Source organism: Fulvivirga ligni, from assembly GCF_021389935.1.
In the GTDB taxonomy this organism is placed as follows: Bacteria; Bacteroidota; Bacteroidia; order Cytophagales; family Cyclobacteriaceae; genus Fulvivirga; species Fulvivirga ligni.
Map to the genome: position 1 here is coordinate 2,792,069 of NZ_CP089979.1, position 24,773 is coordinate 2,816,841.

The window sequence follows — 24,773 nt, forward strand, 5'->3', positions numbered from 1 at the left end:
CTCATCAGGTTTTTTGCTTCTTCTTCTTTGCCGCAGGGAAAAGAATGTTATTCAGAATTAACCTGTATCCTGGTGAGTTTGGATGAATATTTAGATCTGTAGGTTCCTCATTTACTAAGTGTTGATAATCTTCCGGATCATGACCTCCATAGAAGGTCCAGAAACCTTTGCCGAACACACCGTGCATGTATTTCACCTCATTGATGGCTTTACTCTCCGCCATAATGATCACATCACTCTTGATCAAGTTCTTTTTATAGCCAGTAGTCTGCCCATAAAATCCTTTGATCACTCGTGTATGATCCTGGGTGAGCATAGTAGGGACAGGATCCCATTTGGCTGAGAACTCGAATAAGCTGAAATAATCATTTTCTTCACGTAGACCTCTCTCTGCAGGCTGGTTGTCAATATTAGAGAATTCGTATTCATATGGATTTTTAGATATCACGAAGTTCTCAAAAGCGAAGGTATTACTGTAGTTAAGCTTAGATTGTGCCGAAGGGTCTGCAGGGTCACCATCAAACATTCTTTCCACTATGTCCAGTCCATCAGCTGCCAATGCTATATCATAACTGTCTGTAGCAGAGCACATGGCAAAAAGAAAGCCACCGCCACTGACAAAATTCTTAATCTTCTTGGCCACCGCCAGCTTTAAATGAGAAACCTTGCTAAAGCCATGCTTTCTGGCTGATTCTTCAAACTCACGCTGCTGCTCAATGTACCACGGCATGTTTTTAAATGATCGATAAAATTTACCGTACTGGCCTGTAAAATCTTCATGGTGTAAGTGGAGCCAGTCATAAGTAGGAAGTTTATCTAGCAACACTTCGTCATCAAAGACCACATCATAGGGGATTTCAGCATAGGTGAGCACAAGTGTTACTGCATCATCCCACGGTTGCTTACTTTTAGGGCTGTATACCGCTATCTTCGGAAACTTCTCCAACTTCATAATGTCTGTATTGGAAGATGGACTGGCAATTTTTTCGGTGATGCTATTAGATTCTGCATCTGAGATTACCTGATAGCTCACTCCACGTATAATTAGCTCATTTTCAAACTTTTGATAGTATTTAAACATGAAGCTACCACCCTTGTAGTTCAACATCCAGTCTACTTCTATTTCATTTTCAAGTACCCAATAAGCAATGCCATAGGCCTTTAGATGATTGGCCTGCTGTTCATCCATAGGTATGAAAATGTAACTGGCGTAGGTATGTGATGCTATAAAAAATATGACAAGAGTAAAAAGTAGTTTTTTCATATTCCTATCCTCTGGCTATTCTGTGGTTTTGCTAAAGTGAGGGTTTAATTGATGAAGTTCAATATTTCAGCGTTTTATTTAACCGATAAAAAGCTTTTTCGACTAATCAGGTAATTTATAAATGTAACAACGAAAGAATTAATTACTTTAGTTTCATAAATATTGAATTTATGAACCTACTGGAAAACATCAAGGAGGGATTAAGATCAGTTAATGCCAATTTGCTCAGAACTATTCTTACAGCACTTATTGTAGCCATCGGTATCACCAGTTTGGTAGGTATACTCACTGCCGTGGATGGTATTCAGGCTTCTGTGAAAGATAGCTTGTCAGAACTTGGCGTAAATACTTTTGATGTGTATTCAAAGCGAAACAGAGGAGGTAGAAGAAGTGGAATAACTGAGAAAACCGCTCCGGCATTGAAATTAAAGGAGGTGGTGAGGTTTATAGACAATTATAAATATCCTGCTAGCGTAAGTGTATCTACATCAGTTACAGGTAATGCTGAGTTAAAATATGGTTCCGAAAAAACGAATCCTAATGTTTGGGTGCTAGGCGCCAATGATGAATACATTGCACTGGAAGGGCTCAACTTAACCAGCGGAAGGAACTTCTCCTCCATTGAAATTCAATATGGAACAAATGTGGCTATAGTTGGTCCTGACGTAGTAAAGTCCTTGTATAAAGAAAATAAGGATCCCCTCGGTACAGAGATTTCACTTCTGGGAGGAAAATATAAGGTTATAGGTGTATTAGAAGAAAAAGGACAGATAGGAGGCGGAAATGGCCCTGATAACTCGGTCATATTGCCTTTAATCAATGCCAGTAGAATGGGTACAGATAGGGAGCTTCGTTATAATATTACGGTAGGTATTACTAACCCGAATGAGATGGAATTCGCAATGGGTGAAGCTACAGGGCTGATGAGAAAAATAAGACAGGATAAACTGGGAGATCCTAACTCATTTGAAATAGACAAAAGTGAATCACTGGCAGATACAATGGGTAGTATTACAAGCGTACTTAGAATTGCTGGGTTTGTAATCGGCTTCATCACATTGCTCGGAGCCTGTATTGCTCTAATGAATATTATGATGGTATCTGTAACTGAAAGAACCAGGGAAGTAGGTGTAAGAAAGGCACTTGGGGCTACACCTTTACGTATAAGACAGCAATTCATCATTGAAGCAATTGTGGTTTGCCTTTTAGGTGGTGTAGGAGGCGTTTTGCTAGGTGTAGGTATAGGTAATTTATTCGCATCAATTCTGGGAATTGACGGCTTTGTAATGCCTTGGTTATGGATTGGAATAGGACTGGCTGTGTGTATCGTAGTTGGGCTTATTTCAGGATACTATCCTGCTAATAAAGCATCTAGATTAGATCCTATAGAATCATTAAGGTTTGAGTAAATCGGCCTTTTCTTTGAAGTAGCTTTTTAAAGCATCGCCGGTAGTCTGATTTTCAGCTTTGATCACATCAATTTCATTAGTGGAGTAAAATTGGTCAGTTTTTAAAGTTGGCTGACCAAGCACAAGCTTATTCTTGATGCCTTTGTTTCTCCCATAGCCAGGAGCTTTTAAAAGGTCAAGGGCCTTCATTCTTACCCACTGATCATTAGTCTTGCCCTGATAAATAATGGCAGAGTCAAAGGTTCTAAGATTATTGATGTGCCTGTTTCTTTGGTTGAGGATATCGCCTTCAAAGCTGGGGATAATCACTTCAAAACCTTCGCTGGTTAAAGCGCTCTTGATATCAGTAACTTCTTTAGCATCTATCTGATCATAAATGAGATAGATAATTTCATTGCCATTTAAAGCTTGGGGCTTTTCAGTAACTATATCAACTTTCTTATCGATACTTACCTTAATAAACTCCTCTCTTATGATGCCTTTAAAATCTTCCAGAGGTATTTCCAGAATCTCAGCTTCTGATAAGGTCAGATCTCTTTTTATGTTTTCAATGAATGTACGGTGATCATCTTCGGCGGTAGTTTGCCAAGGAGATATCCATATAATACGAGAAAACAGATTCTTGTCCTTTAGTTCCGAGCTTTTCTCCGCAGCGATCTGATTTTGAATGTCTACCACGGATTTGTCAGAGCCTATTGGAGCCTTTCCGTAAGAGTTTCCTATCAAGTGAATGGATACATTACACTTGTCCATTTCTTCTTTTACCTTTCTCTTTAGAGCGCCAGACTCCTCTGGTAAAGCTTGAGAAGGATAAATGGTGTAACCATGCCTTTGAAGCTCTCTCTTAAGTATATTTCTTTGAATTTGTAGGTCTTCTGCGGTCTCTGCCAGGTAGATAGATCTGCCAGATATGATTGATTTTACTTTTGATGATTCTAAGCCTTTTACGCATTTGAGGTTCTCAAACACTTCAAAAGCAAGATCGGTGAACTTCATCCATATTTCATTTTTCAACTCTGGGTCGTAGAAGTTTTTATAATCTACAAACTCATCCAGGTCAGTATCATGCCTGTACAAGGGAAATGATGGAAATAAGTGTAGCATTTCCAGATCAGACATGGACGGTAGCGGACTTTTAATGATTTTAAATATTCTGCATTCCTGATTTTCCTTATTGATGCTAATAAACTCTTTTACGGTTTCTACACACAATTCGCTTTTTATGAAGTCAGGAGAAAGAATGGGGATAATAATATGAACATCTTCGAGGTTGGCCGCTGTAATGGTGTCATGTTCAGATTTTAATAATATATGAGGTTTTTGCCCTAATAGCTCACCTAGCAATTTTTCAAAGATAGATTTAAAATCAACTACCCAACCATTACCACTTTGTAATCTTTGATTATCAGCCTCTGTGTGTAATAAGAGGATGTCTATCTTATCCGGCATATAAAAACAATTAAGCACGAGTCTTACATTTTTCAGACTCTTAAACTTTTATGGTCTACAAAATTCTAAAATTCTGCTACAATTTAATACTTAATTGTTATCAATCAATAAAAATCATTTCAGGCGCGAACGCATTTGCTTAAATATTAGGGTTTTACGCTTACCAAACCCTACTAAAATGTTATTAAGCATACAAAAAGGCAGAATTAATTATTTTTGTAATTATTCTATTGTAATTTATATAGGCTTTTAATAACGTAAAACTCAGGTATGATTAATTTTTTAAGGCAAAGTACAGGTTGTATTTTATTGCTACTGTTCACCATGGTGTCTTTTCAAGGCTATGGGCAAAGTGTAAACAAGAAGGTAGAAGATGCAGACAGGTACTTTAAGATCAGGAACTATGAAGCGGCATTACCTCTTTATCTGGAGGCTATAGAAGGTGGGGCAAAAGATCCAATTGTCTACTATAGAACCGCAGAAAGCTATAAGAATCAGAATGAGATAAATAAGCAGATAAAGGCTATACCTTATTTTGAGATGGCTTTAGAAAAAGGTGGTGATCAGTTACCAGATTACATTTACCTTGATTTGGCAGACCTTTATATGAAGGACGAAAAAATCGAAAAGGGCATTGAAACCTACGGCAGGTATAAGGAGAAGGTAAAGGGAAACAAAGCTGAGGTAGAAAAGGCTGATAGAGCCTTGGAGACTGCTCAGAATGCACTTTCAATGATGAGTAGCCCGAAAAATATTAAGATTTTCAATTTTGGCTCTGTTATTAATTCAGAATATACAGAATATAATCCAGTGGTGTCGGCAGATGAGAGCGTAATGGCTTTTACTGCTCTAAGACCAAATACTGGTAAAACGAGATCTGGAGATAAGTTCATTGAGAAAATTTATATATCATACAACAGTTCTGGGGTATGGTCACAACCAAAAGAGGTAGGAGTTTCAAGTGATTATAATGTGGGAACTGCCGGTATCTCTGCTGACGGACATAGAATGCTAATCTTCATTGGTGGAGCTGCAGATCCCGGAAATATATATTCTATTGATAAAGAAGGGGATAGCTGGTCTAAGCCGGTGACTTTGGGTAGTAAGATTAACAGTAGAGCTCTTGAGACTACAGCAAGTATTACACCTGATGGGAAGACGATATATTTTGCTAGTGACAGACCTGGTGGATATGGTGGACTGGATATCTATAAATCTGTTTTAGATGCCAATGGCGAATGGGGAGCTCCTGTTAACCTTGGGCCAAAAATCAATAGTAAGTATAATGAAGATGCCCCATTCATCCACCCGGATCAATGGACGCTTTTCTTTACTTCTGATGGTCATAACACTATGGGCGGCAGAGATATTTTTGTTGCCAGACTGTTTAATGGAGAGTGGACAGCTCCTGAAAATATGGGTTATCCTATTAATACCACGGCCAATGATAACTACTTTACCTTAACGGCAGATGGAAGAAAGGGCTATTTCTCTTCAGATAGAAAAGGTGGAGCCGGAGATCAGGATATTTATTCTATAGATATGCCTGAGGAGGAGGCCAATATCCCTCTAACTATGGTGAAAGGTAAAATCCTGAATGGTGAGACCAATGAACCAATGGCTACAAAAATCTATGTGATTGATGTTGAGTCAGGTAAAAAACTGGACTATGTTTATCAGCCAGATCCTAAAACTGGTAATTATCTTATCATACTTCCGCCATCAAAGAACTACGATATCATCATAGAGTCAGAAGGGTTTTTGCCTTACACTTTGAATGTTAATATTCCAGGTCAGACATATTTCTATGAGCTTTATCAAAAGATTCTATTGAAAACAATAAAGCAGTTTGATGTAGTGGTAGGGCAGGAAGTAGAAGTTAAGAATGCTTTCTATGACACTCACGAGGATGCAGTAACTGATATCCGTAAGACGCATGAAGCCACACTAATAAAAAATGATAGCATAGATATCTATGATTTAATGGGTGACTTAATCGCTGCTGATGATCAGGCAGGAATTGATTATCTGGTGAGTCTTATCAATATGAAAAACCCTATTGAAGATGTGGAGTTCAATGAGAATGGTATGACCGAAACAGCCTCTCGCGTGTATTATTATGACGAAAGTGACGAGAGTAAGTTTGAGCAGAAGCAAGTGGATGGTAAGACTATCTTTTCATTGCCTACTTTCTATGTTACCGAAGAGGCTGAAAAACAGAGGAATAGAAATAAAAACAGGGCATCCACCTATGAAGCATCTTTGCTGGAGAAGAATTCAAAAGTGTATTTTGATGTGGCTAAGAGCGAATTAAAGGATAACTACAAAACAGAGCTGAACAGCATTTTGGAAGTACTGGAAAAGCATCCTGAACTTGGTGTACAGATATCTGGATATGCTTCATCTGAAGGTAACGCTGATTTTAACAGAGAGCTTTCAAACAATAGAGCTATAGCAGTGCTGGATTATCTTAATACAAAGGGAATTGTGAGAAGAAGAATCATTGCCAGAGGATACGGTGAAACTAAAGATGAGAAATCATCTAAGGAAGAGAGCAGAAGGGTAGAAGTGAAGTTTGTAGACCTTAATGAGCATGGAAGAACACTGAAGTAATTCAGTGGAAATAGATTTAAAATAAGAGGCCAACTAAAATGTTTAGTCAATCTGACTTAATTATGACTTTTTAGTTGGCCTCTTTGTTTTATGGTATCAATAAGGACGAATCCCCATAACTTAAAAATCGGTAGTTGTTATCTAAGGCTTGTTGGTACACTTTACGCCAGTCTTCTCCTATAAAAGCAGCAACCAGTAGCACCAGTGTAGATCCAGGTAAGTGATAGTTAGTGATCAACCCTTTGCAAACTCTAAATATATAGCCTGGGAAAATGAAGATCTCAGTATGCCCTGAAATTTTATCAACACCTTGTTTTATCATCAATTCCTTAATGGCCTGCATTGATTCTTTGGCGCTAGGCAAAGCCTCGTTTTTAAACTGATATGGAAATAACTTTTCAATCAGGAATTCAGTGGACTCCGTTTTAAGCAATTTCACCCCATACCAGTAAAGGCTCTCCAGAGTTCTCATAGAGGTAGTGCCTACGGCCACCACCTGATCATTTTCAATGATAGAGTTCAGGTTCTCCATGCTCACAATAACCTGCTCAGAGTGCATAGGATGCTCTAGCACGTTTTCTTCTTTTATAGGTTGAAAAGTGCCAGCGCTAACATGAAGAGTGAGGTAGTTGAGCTTCACATGATTATTGGTAAGCTTCTCAAGAACAGTATCATTAAAATGAAGCCCGGCCGTAGGAGCCGCTACAGCGCCCTGAGCCCTTGAGTATACTGTCTGGTATCTTTCCTTGTCTTCTTCGCTTACATCACGATCTATGTAAGGCGGAAGGGGTATTTTGCCAGATGCTTCTACTATGTCTACAAAAGGAATTTCTCCTGGCCAGCTAAATGATATTATTTGCTGAGTACGATCGTAAATTTCTGCAGTGAGTGGTATAGAATTGCCATTAATAGACAGCTCCATAGTTAGCTTTTGGCCATACTTCCATTTTTTGAAATTTCCCACCATACAGGTCCATTCACAATGCCCTTCTATAGTCATTGCTTTTGCAATGTCAGTGGTAGGCAAGTGAGGTTCTAATAAGAAAACTTCAATATTTGCTCCTGTATCTTTTTTGAAGTGCAATCTGGCCGGAATTACTCTGGTATTATTGAAGAACAGATTCGTGTTAGCGGGAATGTGCTGATCAAGGGTAAAGAATTGACTATGTTCTATGTTTCCCTTTTTGTAGATCAGAAGCTTAGATTGGCTTCTTTCATCTAAAGGATGTTTGGCTATTTTCTCTTTTGGGAGATGATAATTATAATCGCTCAGTTTAATTTTCTCCAGGCTTTCACTCATAGCCGCAAATATACTTGGCATTCATTGATAAAGTAGGATAAAACTGGCAAATTGTGCCCGAATTAGGCAAATGATCGGTTATGAGCGTAAAGACTTCTTTTAAAAAATATACCCTTGATTTTAAATTTGATGCAGGTACTTCCCGAGGTGTACTGAAAACAAAGAATACTTATTTCATTAAGGTGTGGGATACCGAATCTCCAGAAATCGTAGGTATTGGTGAGTGTGGCCCCCTTAAAGGTCTGAGCGTGGATGATAGAGAGGATATTGTCAGTTGTATCGAAAAGGCTTTACTGCACATGGAAACGTTACCTCAAAATGTGGAGGAGGCTTATTCTTTGGCTGATCAACTGGCCGGGAAGGACCTGCCAGCATTGAGATTTGCTCTAGAAGTGGCCTTTCTTGACCTGATTAAGGGAGGTAAACGATGTGTTTTTGATAATCCCTTTTACCAAAATGAAGCGTCCATACCCATTAATGGACTGATCTGGATGGGAGAGGTGGACTTTATGAAGCAGCAGATAGATAAGAAGATAGAGGAAGGCTATAGCTGCATTAAAATGAAAATCGGAGCCATTGATTTCGATAAGGAGAAGGAAGTGCTGTCCTACATCAGGAGTAAAGGAGATAAGTTGATCTTACGTGTGGATGCTAACGGTGGATTTTCTGCAGACGAGGCTTTAAGAAGACTTGAGCAACTGTCAGAATATAATATTCATTCTATAGAGCAGCCAATTATGAAAGGTCAGTGGGAAGAAATGAGCAAGCTTTGTGCGCAATCACCTATTCCAATAGCTCTGGATGAGGAGTTGATAGGTTGGTATACTAGAGAGGAGAAGAAGGATTTAATTCAAGCAATTAATCCTCAATACCTTATTTTGAAGCCAACGCTTCTTGGTGGTTTCAAATCCTGCAATGAATGGATAGAAATAGCTGAAAAACACAAGATAGGATGGTGGCTCACCTCAGCTTTGGAGTCAAACGTTGGCTTGAATGCCATCTCTCAATATGCTGCTGAAATATCTGCCCCAGGCTATCAGGGCCTTGGTACCGGCCAGCTTTATCATAATAACATCAGTTCTCCTTTAGAAATTGAGAACGGCTATATGATATATAAGCAAGAGAAAAGTTGGGATTACAGAAATATTGATTAACGCAATTATTGACCAATCAAAACAAATGGAGCCCAATAATAAGGGTGAGCATATTCTCCATTGCTGATTAAACTCTTCTTGGCTTTCCTTAAACCATGCACATAATCCTGTTCGGATAGCTCTTGGTAGAAATTGCTCATAAGCTGAGAGGTAGAATTGTCTGCAACACTCCATAACGACACCACAATGTTATCCGCACCGGCATACGTCAGTGCTCTGGAAAGTCCGATAATTCCTTCTCCCTGAGATATTTTCCCTAAGCCAGTTTCGCAGGCAGAAAGTGTAACAAGTTCTGCTTTCATTTGCATGTTGTAGATCTCTCCGGTGTATAGAGAACCGTCATTCTCGCCATCACTATGTAGTAGAATTCTGGAAAGCTCGGGTTTCTGCTCATCAACTACGCCATGTGTGGCCAGGTGGATGATGTCGTATTTGTTTAGATCTTGCTCTTTAAGTTTTTGCTCTTTAGCATCACCTTGTAGGAGAATAGATGGCGTCCAGTTCTGTGATGATAGAATACTTTTGATGTCAGTTATTTCCTTTTCTGTGCCTGGTAATGAAGGTTGGTTAGTAAAAGTGACAGGGGCACATAATAATGCTGATTTACCACCGATAGAATAATTCTTGTTAGAATATAAAATCGAAGAAGGCTGATAGCTGATGTTATACTCATTTACCAGATAATCTAATTCATTATACTGAATAGGTATACTTTTAATCTTACTGGTAGATAATGCCTCGAAGGGTATAGTGCCCAGCCTGCCGGCAGGAATGATAAGAAGGTTTTCTATTCCTTTATCAATTTTAATAGGGAATAAGGTTTTATAAAGCTCATAGGCTGTCATACCGTAGGTCTCATCGTCTTTATAGTAAATTCCGTTTCTAAATCCAGTGAGGTACCTATCAAAATCTTCAGATAACGTGGTGCTGCTTACCTCAAATTTGTCTTTAGTAACATAAAAAGTGTACAGCTTATTAAACCTGTTTTCAATGAAGTAACTAACTAAGGCAGTATTACTTTTGAGCTCATTTTGAAGTTTTACGATTGAAGGAACAGGTACATTATATTTAAGATTATAATACTCAGGATAGTCTTTTTCCAACCTGCTAATAAACTGTTGATATTTCTGTTTCAGGTCGAATAATGCTGAGCTGTACTGTTCTTCTCCCGCTGCAATCTTTTGCTCGTAAAAGGCGATGTTACTTTTTAAATCGTTCTCTTCTTCTAACAGAGCGGAAGGAATGTTGGCAAAGCTCTTGGCAGAAACATCAGAAATAGATTGTAGCAGAACTGCAGACTTATTCTTCTCTGAAAAGTAAAAAGACAACTCGTAAAGAGGCTCTTTTTTAATAGATACTTCCGCCATTTGATAGCATAATCGAACTCCGCTTTCATAAACCTGAACAGCAATGTCGCTCAGCTGTATTTGATCCTGCTCATTGGTTTGAATATGCCTGATATTATCTATTAATGAGTCGCACGATTGTAATGTAGAAAGACTTAGCTTCAAGTCTCTAGGCTTGCGGCTATAAGCGTAATGATAGTCTTCAAAGGCTTGTGATTTGAAGTATAATGAGCTTAGCAGCGTCTGGGCGTTTAGATAGTCCTTAACGCTTGGGTTAACTGTAATGTCAGTATTATTGAACTTGATAGTGTTAGCAACAATGGCATTTTGATAATTAAATAGAGCTTCATCAAAAGAAACCTGTTTGTAATAGACGTTGCCAATTAAGTTGTAATTGTACCCGATATCAGGATGCTTAGCTCCATAGTTATTTTTGTATTCCGCTAGTGATTTGCCATAATAAAGTAGCGCCTCGTCATTATTTTGCATACTTTCAAAAGTTTTACCCAGGTTAAGTAAAACAAAAGCCTTGTTAGGGTGGCCGTCTGGATATAATTTTTCCCAGGTGCTCAGAGCTTCATTCAGATAGTTTTGAGCATCGCCATAGAAGCTCATTTCTCTGTAAATAATGCCGATGTTCGTTTTCAGCTGAGCTATCTTTTCTTCATGTCCACTGAGATCTGTGTACATTTTCAAAGCTTTCTCATAATAATCCAGCGATTGATCGGGGGTATCTGATACCAACCCAAGATCATTGAAAGAGGCTGCGATCTGCTCTTTATTGTTAAGGCCTTCTCTCATTTTTAAGGCTTGAGAAATATATTCGCTAGCCATAAATTGGTCACCTTGAGCCCAATATGTTAAACCTAATCCATTTAGGCTTGCTGCTTGATCTTCGCTGTTTTTAGAAGACTGCTTGTAAGCCTTTTCGTAAAGTTCCTGAGCCAGGTCATTTCGTCCTTTTCTTAAATAAAATTCAGCGGTAGCTAATGGGCATGCATTTGTGGAAGAAGAGATAAGTGTCTCAGCCTCCATGATTTTACCTTCCTTTACAAGAAGACTGATTTTTTCACAGCTGGATTGTGCCCAGCTTGTGAAAGCAAAGCATAAAGAAGCTAAAAGGAGGATTTTTTTCTTAGAATCTAACCACATAGGCAAGAGAAATCACATTATGTCTGGTTAAACCATCAGGATTTACATCACGATCTAATAACTTCTGGCCGTACATGAATTTCAGACTATGGGCAGTGTTGAAATGATAAGCCACATTACCTAAAATGGATAAAGCCATTCCTGTGGTGCCATCTAACTTGTGATAATCCCCCGCATTATCTTTAATTTGATCCTTTGAGAACCTGTAAATAGGCAGAGCACCTATACGAATATCTAAATTAGAAAAGTGAAACGCACGTTCTATTCTGATCATGATATCAGAGCCTCTCTTAACGCTAGTGGCCAGGTCATATTCTCTTATGTAGCTCGGGCTGTGATAATTGTCCCAATCTTCATAATGAAAATCATTTTCATTGTTTTGAACCACTGGAACCTGAATTCCGAAGGCAAACATCCATTTTTTATTAATTAATGAAGCTCCCGCCACTACATCCCAGGTGCCTAAGCTAGTTTGGTAGTACATGGGCAGGGCTTGTTCGGTATTATCTGAAGTAAATTCCGTATCACTGCCGTCTTTCAAGTTCCCATTGTTAGTGGGTATTTTACCTCCTAATGTAGCATTCACATTAAATTTATCAGAGGAGTAAACGTTTCTTGTGAAACTGTATGAAATGTCTCCAAACGAAGAAGTAGATCCTAAATTACCATTCACATACTGGTAGGGTAATTTTATTTGGAAATTGGTTTTTTCATTAATGCCAAAGGTGAAATCCAGTGTGCTTACATTCACCACTGGACTAAGTGTAGTCTTTCCACGATATTGATTTACCTCTAATGCTTTTAATTTGAAGTTAATCTTACGTGTATAAATCTGGCTTGGTCTCATCGCTCCCATGGTGCAGAAACCTGCATCGCTACAACCTTGAGCATAAGTTTCAAAAATAGCCAGAGAAAAGAGAAAAAATAGAGCTAGTCTTTTCATTATTCTGTTTTTTGCGCTCACAAAATAGAAATAAACTTTTATAAATGTATTGTAAGGACCCTATTTTTTATTAACGCTTAATATTAGCGCTATTTCCAATTGGCCGTATTTCCGAAGTATTCTTTAGAGGCTTCTCTCACCTTAGGCGATAAAAGCAGCGCACCAATCATAGTAGGTATAGCCATTAAAGCGAAGGCTGAATCAATAACGCTGATAATAGTAGTTAAAGACGATATAGCTCCGAATATAATCGTGAATACGTAAAAGAAATTATAGTAATGCTGCTTGTCTGCTCCTATTAAATAGCCCATACATTTTGTTCCATAATAAGAGTATGAAAACAAGCTGGTGATTGAGAATATAAGGATACACAGCATCAGTAGATAATGACCGAAACCAGGAAGGGCAGTTTCAAAAGCATTGGCAGTAAGCGTTACGCCATTGCTTTCCGTAGTTTGCCAAACGCCAGTTATAAGAATAGCCAGAGCTGTGAGTGTACAAACAATAATGGTATCAATAAACGGCCCGAGCATAGCCACAAGTCCCTCTCTTACAGGCTCGTGGGTTTTGGCTGCACCATGAGCCATGGGAGCAGTACCTATACCGGCTTCATTAGAGAAAGCGGCTCTTTTGGCTCCAAGTATGATCAAGCCTCCCAGTAAACCTCCAAATATTGGATCTCCACTGAAATTATCAGCTACGGCATTATAATTATCTGCTGTAAAGGCATTTGAGAAGATGAGTCCTAAATAATGAGGAACCTCCGTAATGTTGATGGCCAAAATGCCAATAACAGAAATGAAATAGATCACTACCATAACAGGCACCATTTTACCGGCCACTTTACCTATTCTTTTAATTCCACCAAATATTACCATGGAAACAAAGACCAGGATCACCATTCCTATGTAAAGGTCAGTGTCTTTGAAAGATAAGAAACCTGCGTTAATCTGGCTGCCTTCTATTCCGTTCGGAATCAATAAAATGTCTTGTATAGCTTGTGTTAGCTGATTAGCCTGAAAAATAGGTAAGCATCCGATAAGGCCAAATATGGAGAACATAATGGCCAATGGCTTCCAGTTCTTCCCAAGTCCTTCAGTGATGAAGTACATGGGGCCACCCTGAATTTCACCAGATGAATCTTTTCCCCTGTAAAGAATAGCCAGTGTACAAGTAAAGAACTTAGTGGCCATTCCTACGAATGCGCATACCCACATCCAAAAGATAGCTCCAGGTCCACCAATAGTGATAGCCACAGCTACACCACTTATATTTCCCATACCCACGGTAGCAGCCAGCGCGGTACTCAGAGCCTCATAATGATTGATCTGACCAGGGTCATTAGGATCATCATATTTTCCTCTAAGCACATTCACGGCATGCATAAAGTGCTTAAAAGGTAAAAACCTGGAATAAATAAGGAAATATATACCGCCTCCTAGTAAAAGAAAGAGCAAAGGTGCTCCCCATATCCAACCAGAAAATTGAACGGTGATGGATTCGATGAATTTCAAAGCTAACTTTTTTGTTTAAACAACTAATATAGGATAAATATGACTAATAATTAGGTCGGGCTGATTGAATGCTTAATCGATCATTTTTAACCTGCCCATGGAAACACCCATTAAGCTGCCTAATTGATAAAGTAGTCGTGCTCCTACATTTGCATCCCACTCATCTTCACCAGGAGATACTTCATTGAGGTCAAACCCAATGATTTTCCTGCCTGATCGTACTACCTCCTTAATAAGATAAATCACCTGCTGATATTCCAACCCTCCAGGTACTGGCGTACCGGTATTGGGACACAATTTAGGATCTAATCCATCTATATCGAAACTGATGTAAACAAGCTCCGGAAGCTGGCTGATGATTTCTTTACAGATCAAATTCCAGTTTACACCTTCAAACTGGGCTCTTTTTATATCTTCATCATAATAAGTGAGTACTCGGCCATTAGAATTGTTGATATAATCCACTTCAGCTTCACAGAAGTCTCTTATCCCTACTTGCACTAATCTGGAAACGCCCGGATTTTTAAGCACATTATACATGATGGATGCATGAGAATACTTAAAATTCTCATAAGATTCTCTTAAATCGGCATGAGCATCTATTTGTAGAATGCCAAATGATCCATATTTTTCCGTAAGAGCAGCTATAAAACCTAGTGGAGTACTATGATCACCACCTAGCAAAGCTACAAGTTTGCCTGCCTCAAGATATTGAGCAGCCTGTGCTTTGATGTATATATTGAGTTTTTCACAAATGCTATTAATGGTGTTCGGGATGATTTTTAATTCGTCCGAAATCCATTCTTCTTCATTGTTTTCCAGCCAATTGATATACTGTATGGCCAGGTCTCTATATTTTCGATTCTCTTCTTCGAAACCTTCCGCTACAGGAAGAAGGTGCATTCCCATTTTCCATGAATCAGGAATGTCTCTCAGGAACAAATCTACTTGAGTAGAAGCTTCTAAAATGGCTTTTGGACCATCGGCTGTGCCTGCTTTATAAGATACTGTTACTTCCCAGGGTGCTGGTATTATTACTAAATCTGACTTCTCTAAGCCAAAAGGGAGTCCGAATAAACTTCCTGGAGAACCAGGGCCATTAGGATCGAAATTGGCTATTATTTCCGCTTTGCTTACCATAAGGCTGCAAAAAAAAATAATAATAACGACTTTGACCCAGCGATAGCAAATTAAAAATTCAGCAGGTCAGGATATTCGTAAGAAATGAGGTCTCCTGTGCCTTCTGAGACCATTGCCCAATCATCAAAATCAAACTCGATTCTCACTACACCACAGGTAGTTACATTGCCGATCTCTTCTTTTGTAATATATTCCGCCAGATAACTAACTGAAGGGTTGTGCCCCACTAATACCACATTTTGCCAGTCATTTTTAAACTGATTGATCACTTGCAGCAAGGTACGAGTAGAGGCTTCATATATTTCAGGGTTAGGATGAATTCTATGAGTATCGTATTTTATTTGCTCAGCGATTAATGATGCTGTAGTAAACGCCCGATTAGCAGGACTGGAAATAATAATATCAGGCTGAAGGCTCTGGTGATTTAGGTTAATACCCATTCTCGTAGCGTTCTGAAGGCCAACAGAATCCAGCTCTCTTTCGTTGTCAGTTTGCCCACTTAGCTTCTCCATGGCTTTTGCATGGCGGATAAGAAATAAAGTCTTACTCATAACTTTTGTAAAAATAGTGTTGTTAATTTGCCACTCATAATTGAATCTAGCAAATGTCTGCCCGATTATTTAATTAGGGCAAAAATTTTATCTTTATAGAAAATATAGATATTTCAAACCGAAGGAAGAGTTTTAGCGAAGATATATGGCAAAGAATTTAGTAATAGTAGAGTCACCTGCAAAGGCAAAAACAATTGAAGGATATCTGGGGAAAGACTACAAAGTTACCTCCAGTTACGGGCATGTTAGGGATTTACCTAAAGGTGATAAGGCTATTGATAAAGAAAACGGGTTCAAGCCCACATATGAGATCACAGCAGATAAAAAGGCTGTGATCAAAGATCTAAAGAAATTAGTTAAGGATTCAGAGACAATCTACCTAGCGAGTGATGATGACCGCGAAGGAGAAGCCATTTCATGGCATTTAAAAGAAGCTTTGAACCTTGATGATGCCAGAACAAGAAGGATAGTTTTTAGAGAGATTACTAAAAATGCCATTGAAAATGCTATAAAAACTCCAAGAGGGATCGATATTGATCTTGTAAATGCTCAGCAAGCCAGAAGAGTACTTGACAGACTTGTAGGTTTTGAGCTTTCACCTATCCTTTGGAAAAAAATAAAAACAGGTCTATCTGCTGGTAGGGTTCAATCTGTAGCAGTGAGATTAGTAGTAGACAGAGAGCGTGAAATAGAAAAGTTTGAAGCAAAATCAAGCTTTAAGGTGACGGCTATCTTTGACCTAGGTAATAAGAAAGAATTACATGCTGAGTTAGCCCATAAGTTTGAAACGCAACAAGAGGCCACTGACTTTTTAGAGGCTTGTAAAGATGCTGATTTCTCTATCGCAGACTTACAGAAAAAGCCTAGTAAAAAGTCGCCAGCACCACCATTTACCACCTCTACCTTACAGCAGGAAGCCAGTAGAAAATTAGGATTTTCAGTATCTCAAACCATGACTATAGCTCAAAAGCTTTACGAATCTGGTTTGATATCCTACATGAGAACTGACTCGGTTAATTTATCTGACGAGGCCATAAATGGTGCTGTGGAAGAGATTAAAAAGGAGTTTAGTGAAGAACATGTGCAAGTAAGGAAATATAAAACTAAGTCCAGCTCTGCACAGGAAGCTCACGAAGCCATAAGACCAACTAATTTTGCTAACACGAGCCCTTCGGCAGATAGAAACGGTCAAAGATTATATGAATTGATCTGGAAAAGAGCGATTGCTTCTCAAATGGCTGATGCTCAGATTGAGAAGACTACAGCCACTATCGATATTTCAACCGTTCCTCAGAAGCTTACAGCCACAGGGGAAGTAATTAAATTTGAAGGCTTCCTATCAGTTTATCTGGAATCATCTGATGATGAGGATGATAACGAAGAACAAAAAGGAATGCTTCCTCCTCTAACTATAGGTCAGGAACTTGCCTTGGATGAGATGAAAGCTCGTGAAGGCTTTACTCGTCATCCGGCCCGTTATACAGAGGCAAGTTTGGTGAAGAAGCTGGAAGAAATGGGTATTGGTAGACCGTCTACATATGCACCAACCATTTCAACAGTGCAGAAGAGAAACTACGTGGTAAAAGAATTCAGAGAAGGAAAGGAAAGAGAATACGCTGTAGTAAGACTAAAGAATAAGGAAATTAAGTCTACTAAGCTTACTGAGATAACCGGAACTGAGAAAAATAAGCTTTTCCCAACAAATACAGCCATGGTAGTTACTGACTTCCTGGTAGATCATTTTCCTAATGTGACTAACTATAGCTTTACTGCTGAAGTAGAGAAGCTTTTTGATGAAATAGCACATGGAAAGAAGGAGTGGGATAAAATGATAGAAGATTTCTATTCGGAATTCCATTCAAAAGTTGAGTCTACGGAGAGTATAGAAAGGTCGTCAGTGCCTTCTTCCAGAGAGCTGGGTGTAGATCCTAAAACTGGTAAAAAAGTTATTGCCAGACTAGGCAGGTTTGGCCCGATAGCTCAGCTGGGTGATGAGGAGGATGAAAAGCCTCAATATGCCAGCCTAAGACAGGGTCAGTTTATAGAAAGCATCACTTTAGAAGATGCTCTTGAACTATTTAAACTACCACGCGATCTTGGTGAGTTTGAAGAAAAACCTGTTCAGGCCAATGTAGGAAGGTTTGGTCCATATGTAAGACACAATAATAAGTTCGTTTCTATCCCTAAGGGTGATGATGATCCTTATACCATAGAACTTGATAGAGCCATAGAGCTGATCAAAGCTAAGCGTGAAGCTGATGCTAATAAGTTCATAAAAACATTTGAAGAGAATGAAGATGTTCAGGTTCTTAATGGAAGGTTCGGTCCTTACATCAAGGTAGGTAAGAAGAACGTGAAAATTCCAAAAGATAAGGATCCTAAAGAACTTACACTGGCAGAATGTTTAGAATTAGCAGAAAAAGCACCTGTTAAAAAGGCCAGAGGTAAGAAAAAGTAATTCAAATAGGTATGTCATTAAAGCCCAAAGTAGTAGTTCTTACTGGTGCCGGTATTAGTGCAGAAAGTGGCATACCTACTTTTAGAGATGCTAACGGTTTGTGGGAAGGCCATGATGTAATGGAAGTGGCCTCACCTCAAGGGTGGCATCGGAATAAGGAACTCGTATTAGATTTTTATAACCAAAGACGTAAGGCAGCACTTAATGTGAAGCCTAATGATGGGCACTATGCACTAGTGCGTATGGAAGAAGATTTTGATGTTACGGTTATAACACAAAACATTGATAATCTGCACGAAAAGGCTGGATCTAGCCAAGTTATTCACCTACATGGTCAGTTATTTCAATCAAGAAGCACCTTAGATGAGTCGCTAATTTATGACATGGACCACTGGGAATTGAAAGTAGGAGATAAATGTGAGAGAGGATCTCAACTAAGACCAAATGTAGTTTGGTTTGGAGAAATGGTGAAGATGATGGAGGTAGCAGCCAAATATGCTTACGAAGCCGATGCATTTATAGTAGTGGGAACATCGCTAAATGTGTACCCTGCGGCCGGCTTAATTGATTTAGTAAGTGATAATGTGCCTAAGTATATTATTGATGTAAAAATGCCAAAAGTACAGGAAAAACATAATTTATTTCTATTTGAAGAGTCTGCATCCTCAGGAGTTGAAAAAGTTCGAAAAAACCTTATAAAAGCACATATGAAGTGAAATGTGACTTTTGTCACATAGCATTAATTGGAGTTTTTCTTGATTAATTGGAGAAATTGTAGTAATATCAATTTATAACCAAAACACGTACTACATCAACCTGAGCTTTTGTTTAAAGCTTATTTTCACCTCTTAATTTTTATGAGAAAGTTTCCAAAATTTATAGAAACTACTGATAGAGAAATTCTTAGTATTGACCAATATCGCAGCGGCCGGTTTAAAATTATGCTGGAACAAGGCCTGATAATCTACGATATAAACGACGGACGCTTTTATCGTCGTGATGGGGCAGACAAAGAAGTACCTCTAGAGATACAACCAAGGTTTCCTGACTTATACCGAGATTGGCTGGCAAGCTATAGACACCGATATCCTCATGAAGATGCTAATTGATTAGTTTGTCCAGGAACTTATGGTATTTCTTAGTATCGTAGTTGCGCATGCCCTTTTCTGTAGATACAATATATCCATCTTTAGAAATAATGAATGTGGAAGGAATAGAGCCTGTCTGATAAACTTCTGGCACTGTACCCACTGAAGTATATACAGGAAAGGTGAAGCTTTTCTTGGTGATATAGTTTTGTATTCGTGTATCCGAATCTTTGATGGCGAGCATTACAAATGCTACATTTTCATTGTCTGCATAGGCTTCGTATAAGTCATGGATGCCGGGCATTTCAGCTACACAAGGAGGGCACCAGGTGGCCCATAAGTTCATAAATATTACTTTTCCTTTTAGTTCTGATAGGTGTACGAGGTCACCATTAATGGTGCGCAGTTGTAAGTTGAAGTCAGCTGGTACTTTTGCTGTGGCCTCTGTTTCAGCGTTGAACAAGCCTGTTTGAAGCATTCCTCGTTGTAAAAAGGAGGAGACGTCCTTGTACCATCCGGTAAAATACAATACAGATATTACAACTACGGTTACGAGCCATTCAATATGCTTTTTTTTCATTACAAAATTTCTATTTTGAATACGTGAAATTATTTCATTCCGTTTCTACTATAAAGGTACCAATATTAATAAATATTGATTGGTAAGTATGCGAAGTCATTGCTGCATGTTGTGCATAACTTTTAGTCAGGAGACCGGTCCGGTAAATCAGATTTTTTTAAATTTGTCGGCTTCAAAATGAATAACGATTTAAATATATACAATGGATAAGAATATCTTAATCATAGCTCAGGAGCAAGGAGTGAGCGAAAAGCAAGTGGTTTCAGTGGTAAACTTATTAGATGAAGGTGCTACGGTGCCATTCATTTCCCGATATAGAAAGGAAATGACGGGTAGCCTTGATGAGGTAGCTATTACATCTATTCGTGATAGGGTAGAGCAGCTTCGTGACCTTGATAAGAGAAGAGAGGCCATAATAAAGTCTATAGACAAGCAAGAGAAGTTAACTCCTGAATTGGAAAAAGCTATTAATCAGGCTGAAACTATGGCTGAGCTGGAAGATATTTATTTGCCATTCAAGCCGCGAAGAGTTACCAGAGCCACCAAAGCAAAGGAGAAAGGATTAGAGCCTTTAGCTGAGAAAATATTTAAGCAGGAAGATTTTGATCTTGAAGCATTTGCAGCAGAATTTATAGATGATGAGAAGCAAGTAGCTAGTCTTGAAGAGGCGCTACAAGGTGCTCGTGATATAATGGCTGAGTGGATGAACGAAGATCAGGAAGTGCGTAAAAATATGCGCCAGCTTTTTGAAAAGGAGGGTGTTATCACTTCAAAAGTAATCAAAGGTAAAGAGGAAGAAGGGCAGAAATACAAAGATTACTTTGAGTGGGATGAGCCTATTTCTAAGACTCCTAGCCATAGATTATTAGCTATGAGGAGAGGTGAGAAGGAGATGATTCTAACCTTAGATATTGCTCCAGATGACAATTCTGGTCAGCACATATTGAAAAAACAATTTGTTCAGGGAGCTAATAGTATAGCTCAGCAGGTAGAATTAGCTGCTGAAGATTGCTATAAAAGGCTTTTGAAACCATCAATGGAAACGGAGATAAGAATCAACTCTAAAAATAAGGCGGATGAAGAGGCCATTAGAGTATTCTCTGATAACCTAAGACAGCTGCTACTTGCCGCTCCATTAGGTCAGAAAAATGTACTAGCGCTTGATCCAGGTTTTAGAACCGGATGTAAAGTGGTGGTAATGAACAAGCAGGGTAAATTATTGCATAATGATGCTATTTATCCGAATGAGCCTCAGAAAAGAATTGCTGAATCGGGAGCTGTGGTGAAGCATCTTTGTGAAAAGTTTGATGTTGAAGCTATTGCCATTGGAAACGGAACGGCCAGTAGAGAAACAGAAAGTTTTGTAAAAGGCCTGAATCTCCCTAAAAGTATCATGGTAATCATGGTAAATGAAAGTGGAGCATCTATTTACTCTGCTTCAGAGGTGGCTCGTGAAGAGTTTCCAGATCATGATGTAACAGTAAGAGGTGCGGTATCTATAGGTAGAAGGTTAATGGATCCACTAGCAGAGCTAGTGAAAATAGATCCAAAATCTATAGGAGTGGGTCAGTATCAGCATGATGTGGATCAGAACGCGCTTAAGCATGGTCTAGATGATGTGGTAATGAGTTGTGTAAACTCTGTAGGTGTGGAATTAAATACTGCCAGTAAGGAGCTATTGAGCTATGTTTCAGGTCTTGGACCTCAATTGGCTAAGTCAATCGTTGAGTTTAGAAATGAAAACGGGCCGTTCAAAAACAGAAAATCATTGATTGATGTACCTAGGTTAGGTGCTAAAGCGTTTGAGCAGGCTGCCGGATTCTTAAGAATAAGAGAGGCTGAAAATCCATTAGATAGTTCTGCGGTTCACCCTGAAAGTTACCATATCGTTGAGAAAATGGCCCAAGACTTAGGTTGCTCAGTAAGTGATCTTATCAGTGATGTAAGCTTGAGAAATAAGATAAATCTGAAATCATATGTAACGGAGCAAGTTGGTCTTCCTACGCTGAATGATATCATAGATGAATTAGCCAGACCAGGTAGAGACCCTAGAGAGACTTTCGAAGTGTTTACTTTCCAGGAAGGAGTTAATCATGTTGAGGACTTAAGAGTAGGTATGGAGCTTCCGGGTATTGTGACCAATATCACTAATTTCGGTGCGTTCGTTGACGTGGGTGTACATCAGGATGGTTTAGTGCATGTGAGTCACCTATCTGATTCATTTGTGAAAAACCCGGCAGAAGTAGTAACTGTACAGCAACAGGTGAAGGTAACTGTAGTGGAGGTAGACTTAAATAGAAAGCGTATTGCATTATCTATGAAGAGCGATCCTTTTGGTAAACAGCCAGCTAAACCTAAGAAGAAGAGAGATGAAAATATTCCTGACGGAGATTTTCAGGATAAGCTGAATAAGCTTAAAGGACTCTTTAATAATTAAGAGAGAAATATAAAATCACTATATTCGGGTAAGTTTTGTTGGTATAATTATGAAAAAAATACTTTACTTACCCGTTTTTCTTCTATTCTTCAGTGGTCAAGCCTTTGCTCAGAAGGTTAAATACGATGACCTATTCGCTTTATTAAGCACTAAAAAATACGAGTCTGCAGAGCCTTTTTTAAGGACTTTTTTGGCAGATGAGAAAAATAATGATCATCCCAATGCTCATCTTCAAATGGGCATTTTATACGAGTACAAATCCTCTACTCAAGATGTACTTACTCACAGTGAGGAAAAACTGTACTACCTTGATTCAGCTCTGCTATATCTAAGAAAGGCTAAAACTCTAATAGACGACAAAGAAGTTCGTAAGAATGATGAGCTATATCAGGCCTATCAAAGAAGAGACGTGCGCACGGGCAAAATCGGCATTAAACTGGCAGATGTTCAGCTAGATATAGATAATAAAATCAAGAATATAAATGAGCGTCAGGATAATATCAGAAAGCTGGTAGCTTACTATAATGACATGATTTTGTCTTATGATAGTGCCCGTTACCTATTTACTGAAACCAGAAATAGTTCCCCTAGCTTGAAAGCTCTGTTGTTTCAATCTGGAGTAGATACGGAGAATAAACTTTTGGTTATGAAAGACTACTATCAAAAGTTTCATGAAGCCTATAAAAATTATAAGAATACCACTGGAACCATTGGGAAATATGATCAGTCACTCAATGAAAAAATGATTGAAAACTTTGAAACTGAAGGGGAGAGTGAGACCGACTTTAAACTAGATGTGATTGAGGTATGGAATTACAAAGCTTGGTATGATGGTGTGGTAGAAGTGAAGGAAAAAGATATCACCACTATAAAAGCTGAATTGATTAAAGTGACGTCACAACTTGATGACCTTAGGGCTGAACTTATAAAAGACTCCACGGGATTAAAGGGGAATGTGGACCTCACTTCAATTGGAGATAAAATACACGAGCATGATCGCCTAGCATTGCCATTGCAGGTGTTAAAGTATAAATCTGGAGAGCTTGATTATTTGTCATTTCTAATGGCTACTAAGCAATATACTGACTCGCTTGATATCCGCTATCAGATTGAAGTACTACAGGAGCGAGTATCGCAATGCCAAGGCTTAAAAAGTAAAATCGAATCGATAGAGGCGATCGATATTGATGAAGAGTCAAAGAATTATAATGAATGGGTGGAGAAATTCTATGGAAATACTTCTTCCTTAAAAGATTATGTGGCTGAGAAAGCAACTTGGGTAAAAGCAGAACTTGATAAGAACACCCAATGGTATGAAGATATATTGGTGCGAGATAAATGGTTGATTAATGAAAATGACTCTATTCCTCTTTATTTAAGCGAAGATTTAACATCATCTTATAAGCCTTTGTTAATTGAAGACAAAGCCACAGCAGGAGTAAGAGTAGGAGAGGTTCCTACAGGTTATTTTGTGAAAATAAGTCCTGCAAAAACCACTGAAGGAAAAATAGATATTGTCTTGCCCAAAGATTTTAATATCGATTCAGATGCCTTGTCTGTATTGCTAACCTCAGACGAAGATGGTTTGGTAGATTTTGTCATATATGACACTCCAGGAACTGAAGGAACGCTAGCTGTGATTAGCAAAATATATAAGGTGGATGGCCTGGCGTGGACAAAGTCATTTACTCTTGAAAATGGTGTTGCAGCTGCTGCTTATAAGGCGGGAAATCTGGAGCTGCAACTTGAGGAAGGTGAAAAGGTGGTGATAGACAAAAAAGGAAATATGGTGGAAACCAAATAGATAGATACTTTAGTAATAATAAAGGGCTGCCGGTTGTTACCAGCAGCCCTTTTTATTACAAATTCACATTATATTTTTAGCTTATTAATTTTTTCCAATCATGGAATCGAACATCAATTCTATTCTTGATGCATTCATAATTTTCCCATGAATCGTTCACATGATAAATTGATGGTAATTTTTTTACAAGCGTTTCATCATAATCATTTCTATATAGTCCACCACCATAATAATAGTAAGTAAACATATTTCCATATTTATTGAAAAGCTCATATCCCAGGTATCCATCCCAAATTTCACTCAGAATTGTACAAGATATTTCTCTTCTTTTGAATCTGAAAATCTGCATGTCAGCTTCTTCTTCAAAATACTCCGAATAAAGGTCGTTATCTATTACCCAACCCATGTACATTCCTATGTGTACATAGGCTTGTTCAATAGGAAGCGAGTCAGGAAAATTGCCTAAAAAGTGGGTTTTAGCATTGTCATAAATGGTTTTCTGAATATTCGCCTTCTTTTCGTTCGTCATGTGAAATTCGTATTTAAAAATGATAAATTTTTGAAATTTAAG

The 24,773-nt window shown here is 38.5% G+C and carries 18 protein-coding genes; 8 read left to right on the forward strand and 10 right to left on the reverse strand.

All coding sequences use genetic code 11. The annotated features are described in order from the left end of the window. Window positions 1-4: 4 nt before the first annotated feature. Window positions 5-1,264 carry an asparagine synthetase B gene (locus LVD16_RS11990; protein ID WP_233774182.1) on the reverse strand — a complete coding sequence of 420 codons (1,260 nt, stop codon included), beginning with the start codon at window positions 1,262-1,264 and terminating at the stop codon, window positions 5-7. A gap of 170 nt (window positions 1,265-1,434) precedes the next feature. Between LVD16_RS11990 and LVD16_RS11995 the strand changes: the two genes are divergently transcribed. Then, a complete protein-coding gene (locus LVD16_RS11995) occupies window positions 1,435-2,673 on the forward strand; it encodes an ABC transporter permease (protein WP_233774183.1) in 1,239 nt (412 codons plus the stop codon). On the opposite strand, the gene LVD16_RS12000 is transcribed toward LVD16_RS11995, so the two are convergent. Continuing rightward, complete coding sequence (locus LVD16_RS12000) at window positions 2,659-4,122, reverse strand: DUF4062 domain-containing protein (RefSeq protein WP_233774184.1); 1,464 nt, start codon at window positions 4,120-4,122, stop codon at window positions 2,659-2,661. The genes LVD16_RS11995 and LVD16_RS12000 overlap by 15 nt on opposite strands. 270 nt (window positions 4,123-4,392) lie before the next feature. Here LVD16_RS12000 and LVD16_RS12005 point away from each other — a divergent pair, with 270 nt between their 5' ends. Beyond that, window positions 4,393-6,735 (forward strand): OmpA family protein, encoded by a 2,343-nt coding sequence (locus LVD16_RS12005; RefSeq protein ID WP_233774185.1) that lies wholly within the window; start codon window positions 4,393-4,395, stop codon window positions 6,733-6,735. 88 nt (window positions 6,736-6,823) lie between these two features. Here the strand turns inward: LVD16_RS12005 and LVD16_RS12010 are convergent, their stop codons facing one another. Then, the gene (locus LVD16_RS12010; protein WP_233774186.1) at window positions 6,824-8,056 is read right to left on the reverse strand and encodes an S-adenosylmethionine:tRNA ribosyltransferase-isomerase; all 1,233 of its coding nucleotides are present in this window, start codon (window positions 8,054-8,056) and stop codon (window positions 6,824-6,826) included. A gap of 59 nt (window positions 8,057-8,115) precedes the next feature. Between LVD16_RS12010 and LVD16_RS12015 the strand changes: the two genes are divergently transcribed. Next, window positions 8,116-9,189 carry an o-succinylbenzoate synthase gene (locus tag LVD16_RS12015; RefSeq protein ID WP_233774187.1) on the forward strand — a complete coding sequence of 358 codons (1,074 nt, stop codon included), beginning with the start codon at window positions 8,116-8,118 and terminating at the stop codon, window positions 9,187-9,189. A 5-nt stretch (window positions 9,190-9,194) separates the two neighbouring features. Here the strand turns inward: LVD16_RS12015 and LVD16_RS12020 are convergent, their stop codons facing one another. From LVD16_RS12020 to LVD16_RS12040, 5 genes are all read right to left on the reverse strand, one after another. After that, on the reverse strand, window positions 9,195-11,687 hold the full coding sequence (locus LVD16_RS12020; protein ID WP_233774188.1) for a CHAT domain-containing protein: 2,493 nt from the start codon (window positions 11,685-11,687) through the stop codon (window positions 9,195-9,197). Beyond that, entirely contained in the window at window positions 11,671-12,630 is a 960-nt protein-coding gene (locus tag LVD16_RS12025; protein WP_233774189.1) for a hypothetical protein, read from the reverse strand. Before LVD16_RS12025 ends, LVD16_RS12020 begins: the two co-directional genes overlap by 17 nt. An 89-nt stretch (window positions 12,631-12,719) precedes the next feature. Then, window positions 12,720-14,135, reverse strand: coding sequence for an alanine/glycine:cation symporter family protein (locus LVD16_RS12030; RefSeq protein ID WP_370687649.1), 1,416 nt, complete (start codon window positions 14,133-14,135; stop codon window positions 12,720-12,722). 81 nt (window positions 14,136-14,216) lie between these two features. Next, window positions 14,217-15,284 carry an agmatinase family protein gene (locus LVD16_RS12035; protein WP_233774191.1) on the reverse strand — a complete coding sequence of 356 codons (1,068 nt, stop codon included), beginning with the start codon at window positions 15,282-15,284 and terminating at the stop codon, window positions 14,217-14,219. Between the two features lie 50 nt (window positions 15,285-15,334). Beyond that, window positions 15,335-15,835 (reverse strand): SixA phosphatase family protein, encoded by a 501-nt coding sequence (locus LVD16_RS12040; RefSeq protein ID WP_233774192.1) that lies wholly within the window; start codon window positions 15,833-15,835, stop codon window positions 15,335-15,337. A gap of 145 nt (window positions 15,836-15,980) precedes the next feature. On the opposite strand from LVD16_RS12040, the gene topA reads away from it, so the two are divergent. The 3 genes from topA (at window position 15,981) to LVD16_RS12055 (ending at window position 19,402) form a co-directional block, all read left to right on the forward strand. Further along, entirely contained in the window at window positions 15,981-18,293 is a 2,313-nt protein-coding gene (topA, locus tag LVD16_RS12045; RefSeq protein WP_233774193.1) for a type I DNA topoisomerase, read from the forward strand. 11 nt (window positions 18,294-18,304) lie between these two features. Beyond that, a complete protein-coding gene (locus LVD16_RS12050) occupies window positions 18,305-19,009 on the forward strand; it encodes an SIR2 family NAD-dependent protein deacylase (protein WP_233774194.1) in 705 nt (234 codons plus the stop codon). Window positions 19,010-19,150: 141 nt separating this feature from the next. Next, complete coding sequence (locus LVD16_RS12055) at window positions 19,151-19,402, forward strand: hypothetical protein (protein WP_233774195.1); 252 nt, start codon at window positions 19,151-19,153, stop codon at window positions 19,400-19,402. On the opposite strand, the gene LVD16_RS12060 is transcribed toward LVD16_RS12055, so the two are convergent. After that, window positions 19,395-19,961, reverse strand: a complete 567-nt coding sequence (locus tag LVD16_RS12060) for a TlpA family protein disulfide reductase (protein ID WP_233774196.1) — start codon at window positions 19,959-19,961, stop codon at window positions 19,395-19,397. The two genes, LVD16_RS12055 and LVD16_RS12060, sit on opposite strands and share 8 nt — an antisense overlap. 202 nt (window positions 19,962-20,163) lie before the next feature. Between LVD16_RS12060 and LVD16_RS12065 the strand changes: the two genes are divergently transcribed. Next, window positions 20,164-22,398 carry a Tex family protein gene (locus LVD16_RS12065; RefSeq protein WP_233774197.1) on the forward strand — a complete coding sequence of 745 codons (2,235 nt, stop codon included), beginning with the start codon at window positions 20,164-20,166 and terminating at the stop codon, window positions 22,396-22,398. A gap of 49 nt (window positions 22,399-22,447) precedes the next feature. Next, entirely contained in the window at window positions 22,448-24,202 is a 1,755-nt protein-coding gene (locus tag LVD16_RS12070) for a hypothetical protein (protein WP_233774198.1), read from the forward strand. A 76-nt stretch (window positions 24,203-24,278) separates the two neighbouring features. Here LVD16_RS12070 and LVD16_RS12075 read toward each other — a convergent pair whose 3' ends face one another. Next, on the reverse strand, window positions 24,279-24,731 hold the full coding sequence (locus tag LVD16_RS12075; RefSeq protein ID WP_233774199.1) for a DUF7832 domain-containing protein: 453 nt from the start codon (window positions 24,729-24,731) through the stop codon (window positions 24,279-24,281). Between the last annotated feature and the right edge of the window lie 42 nt (window positions 24,732-24,773).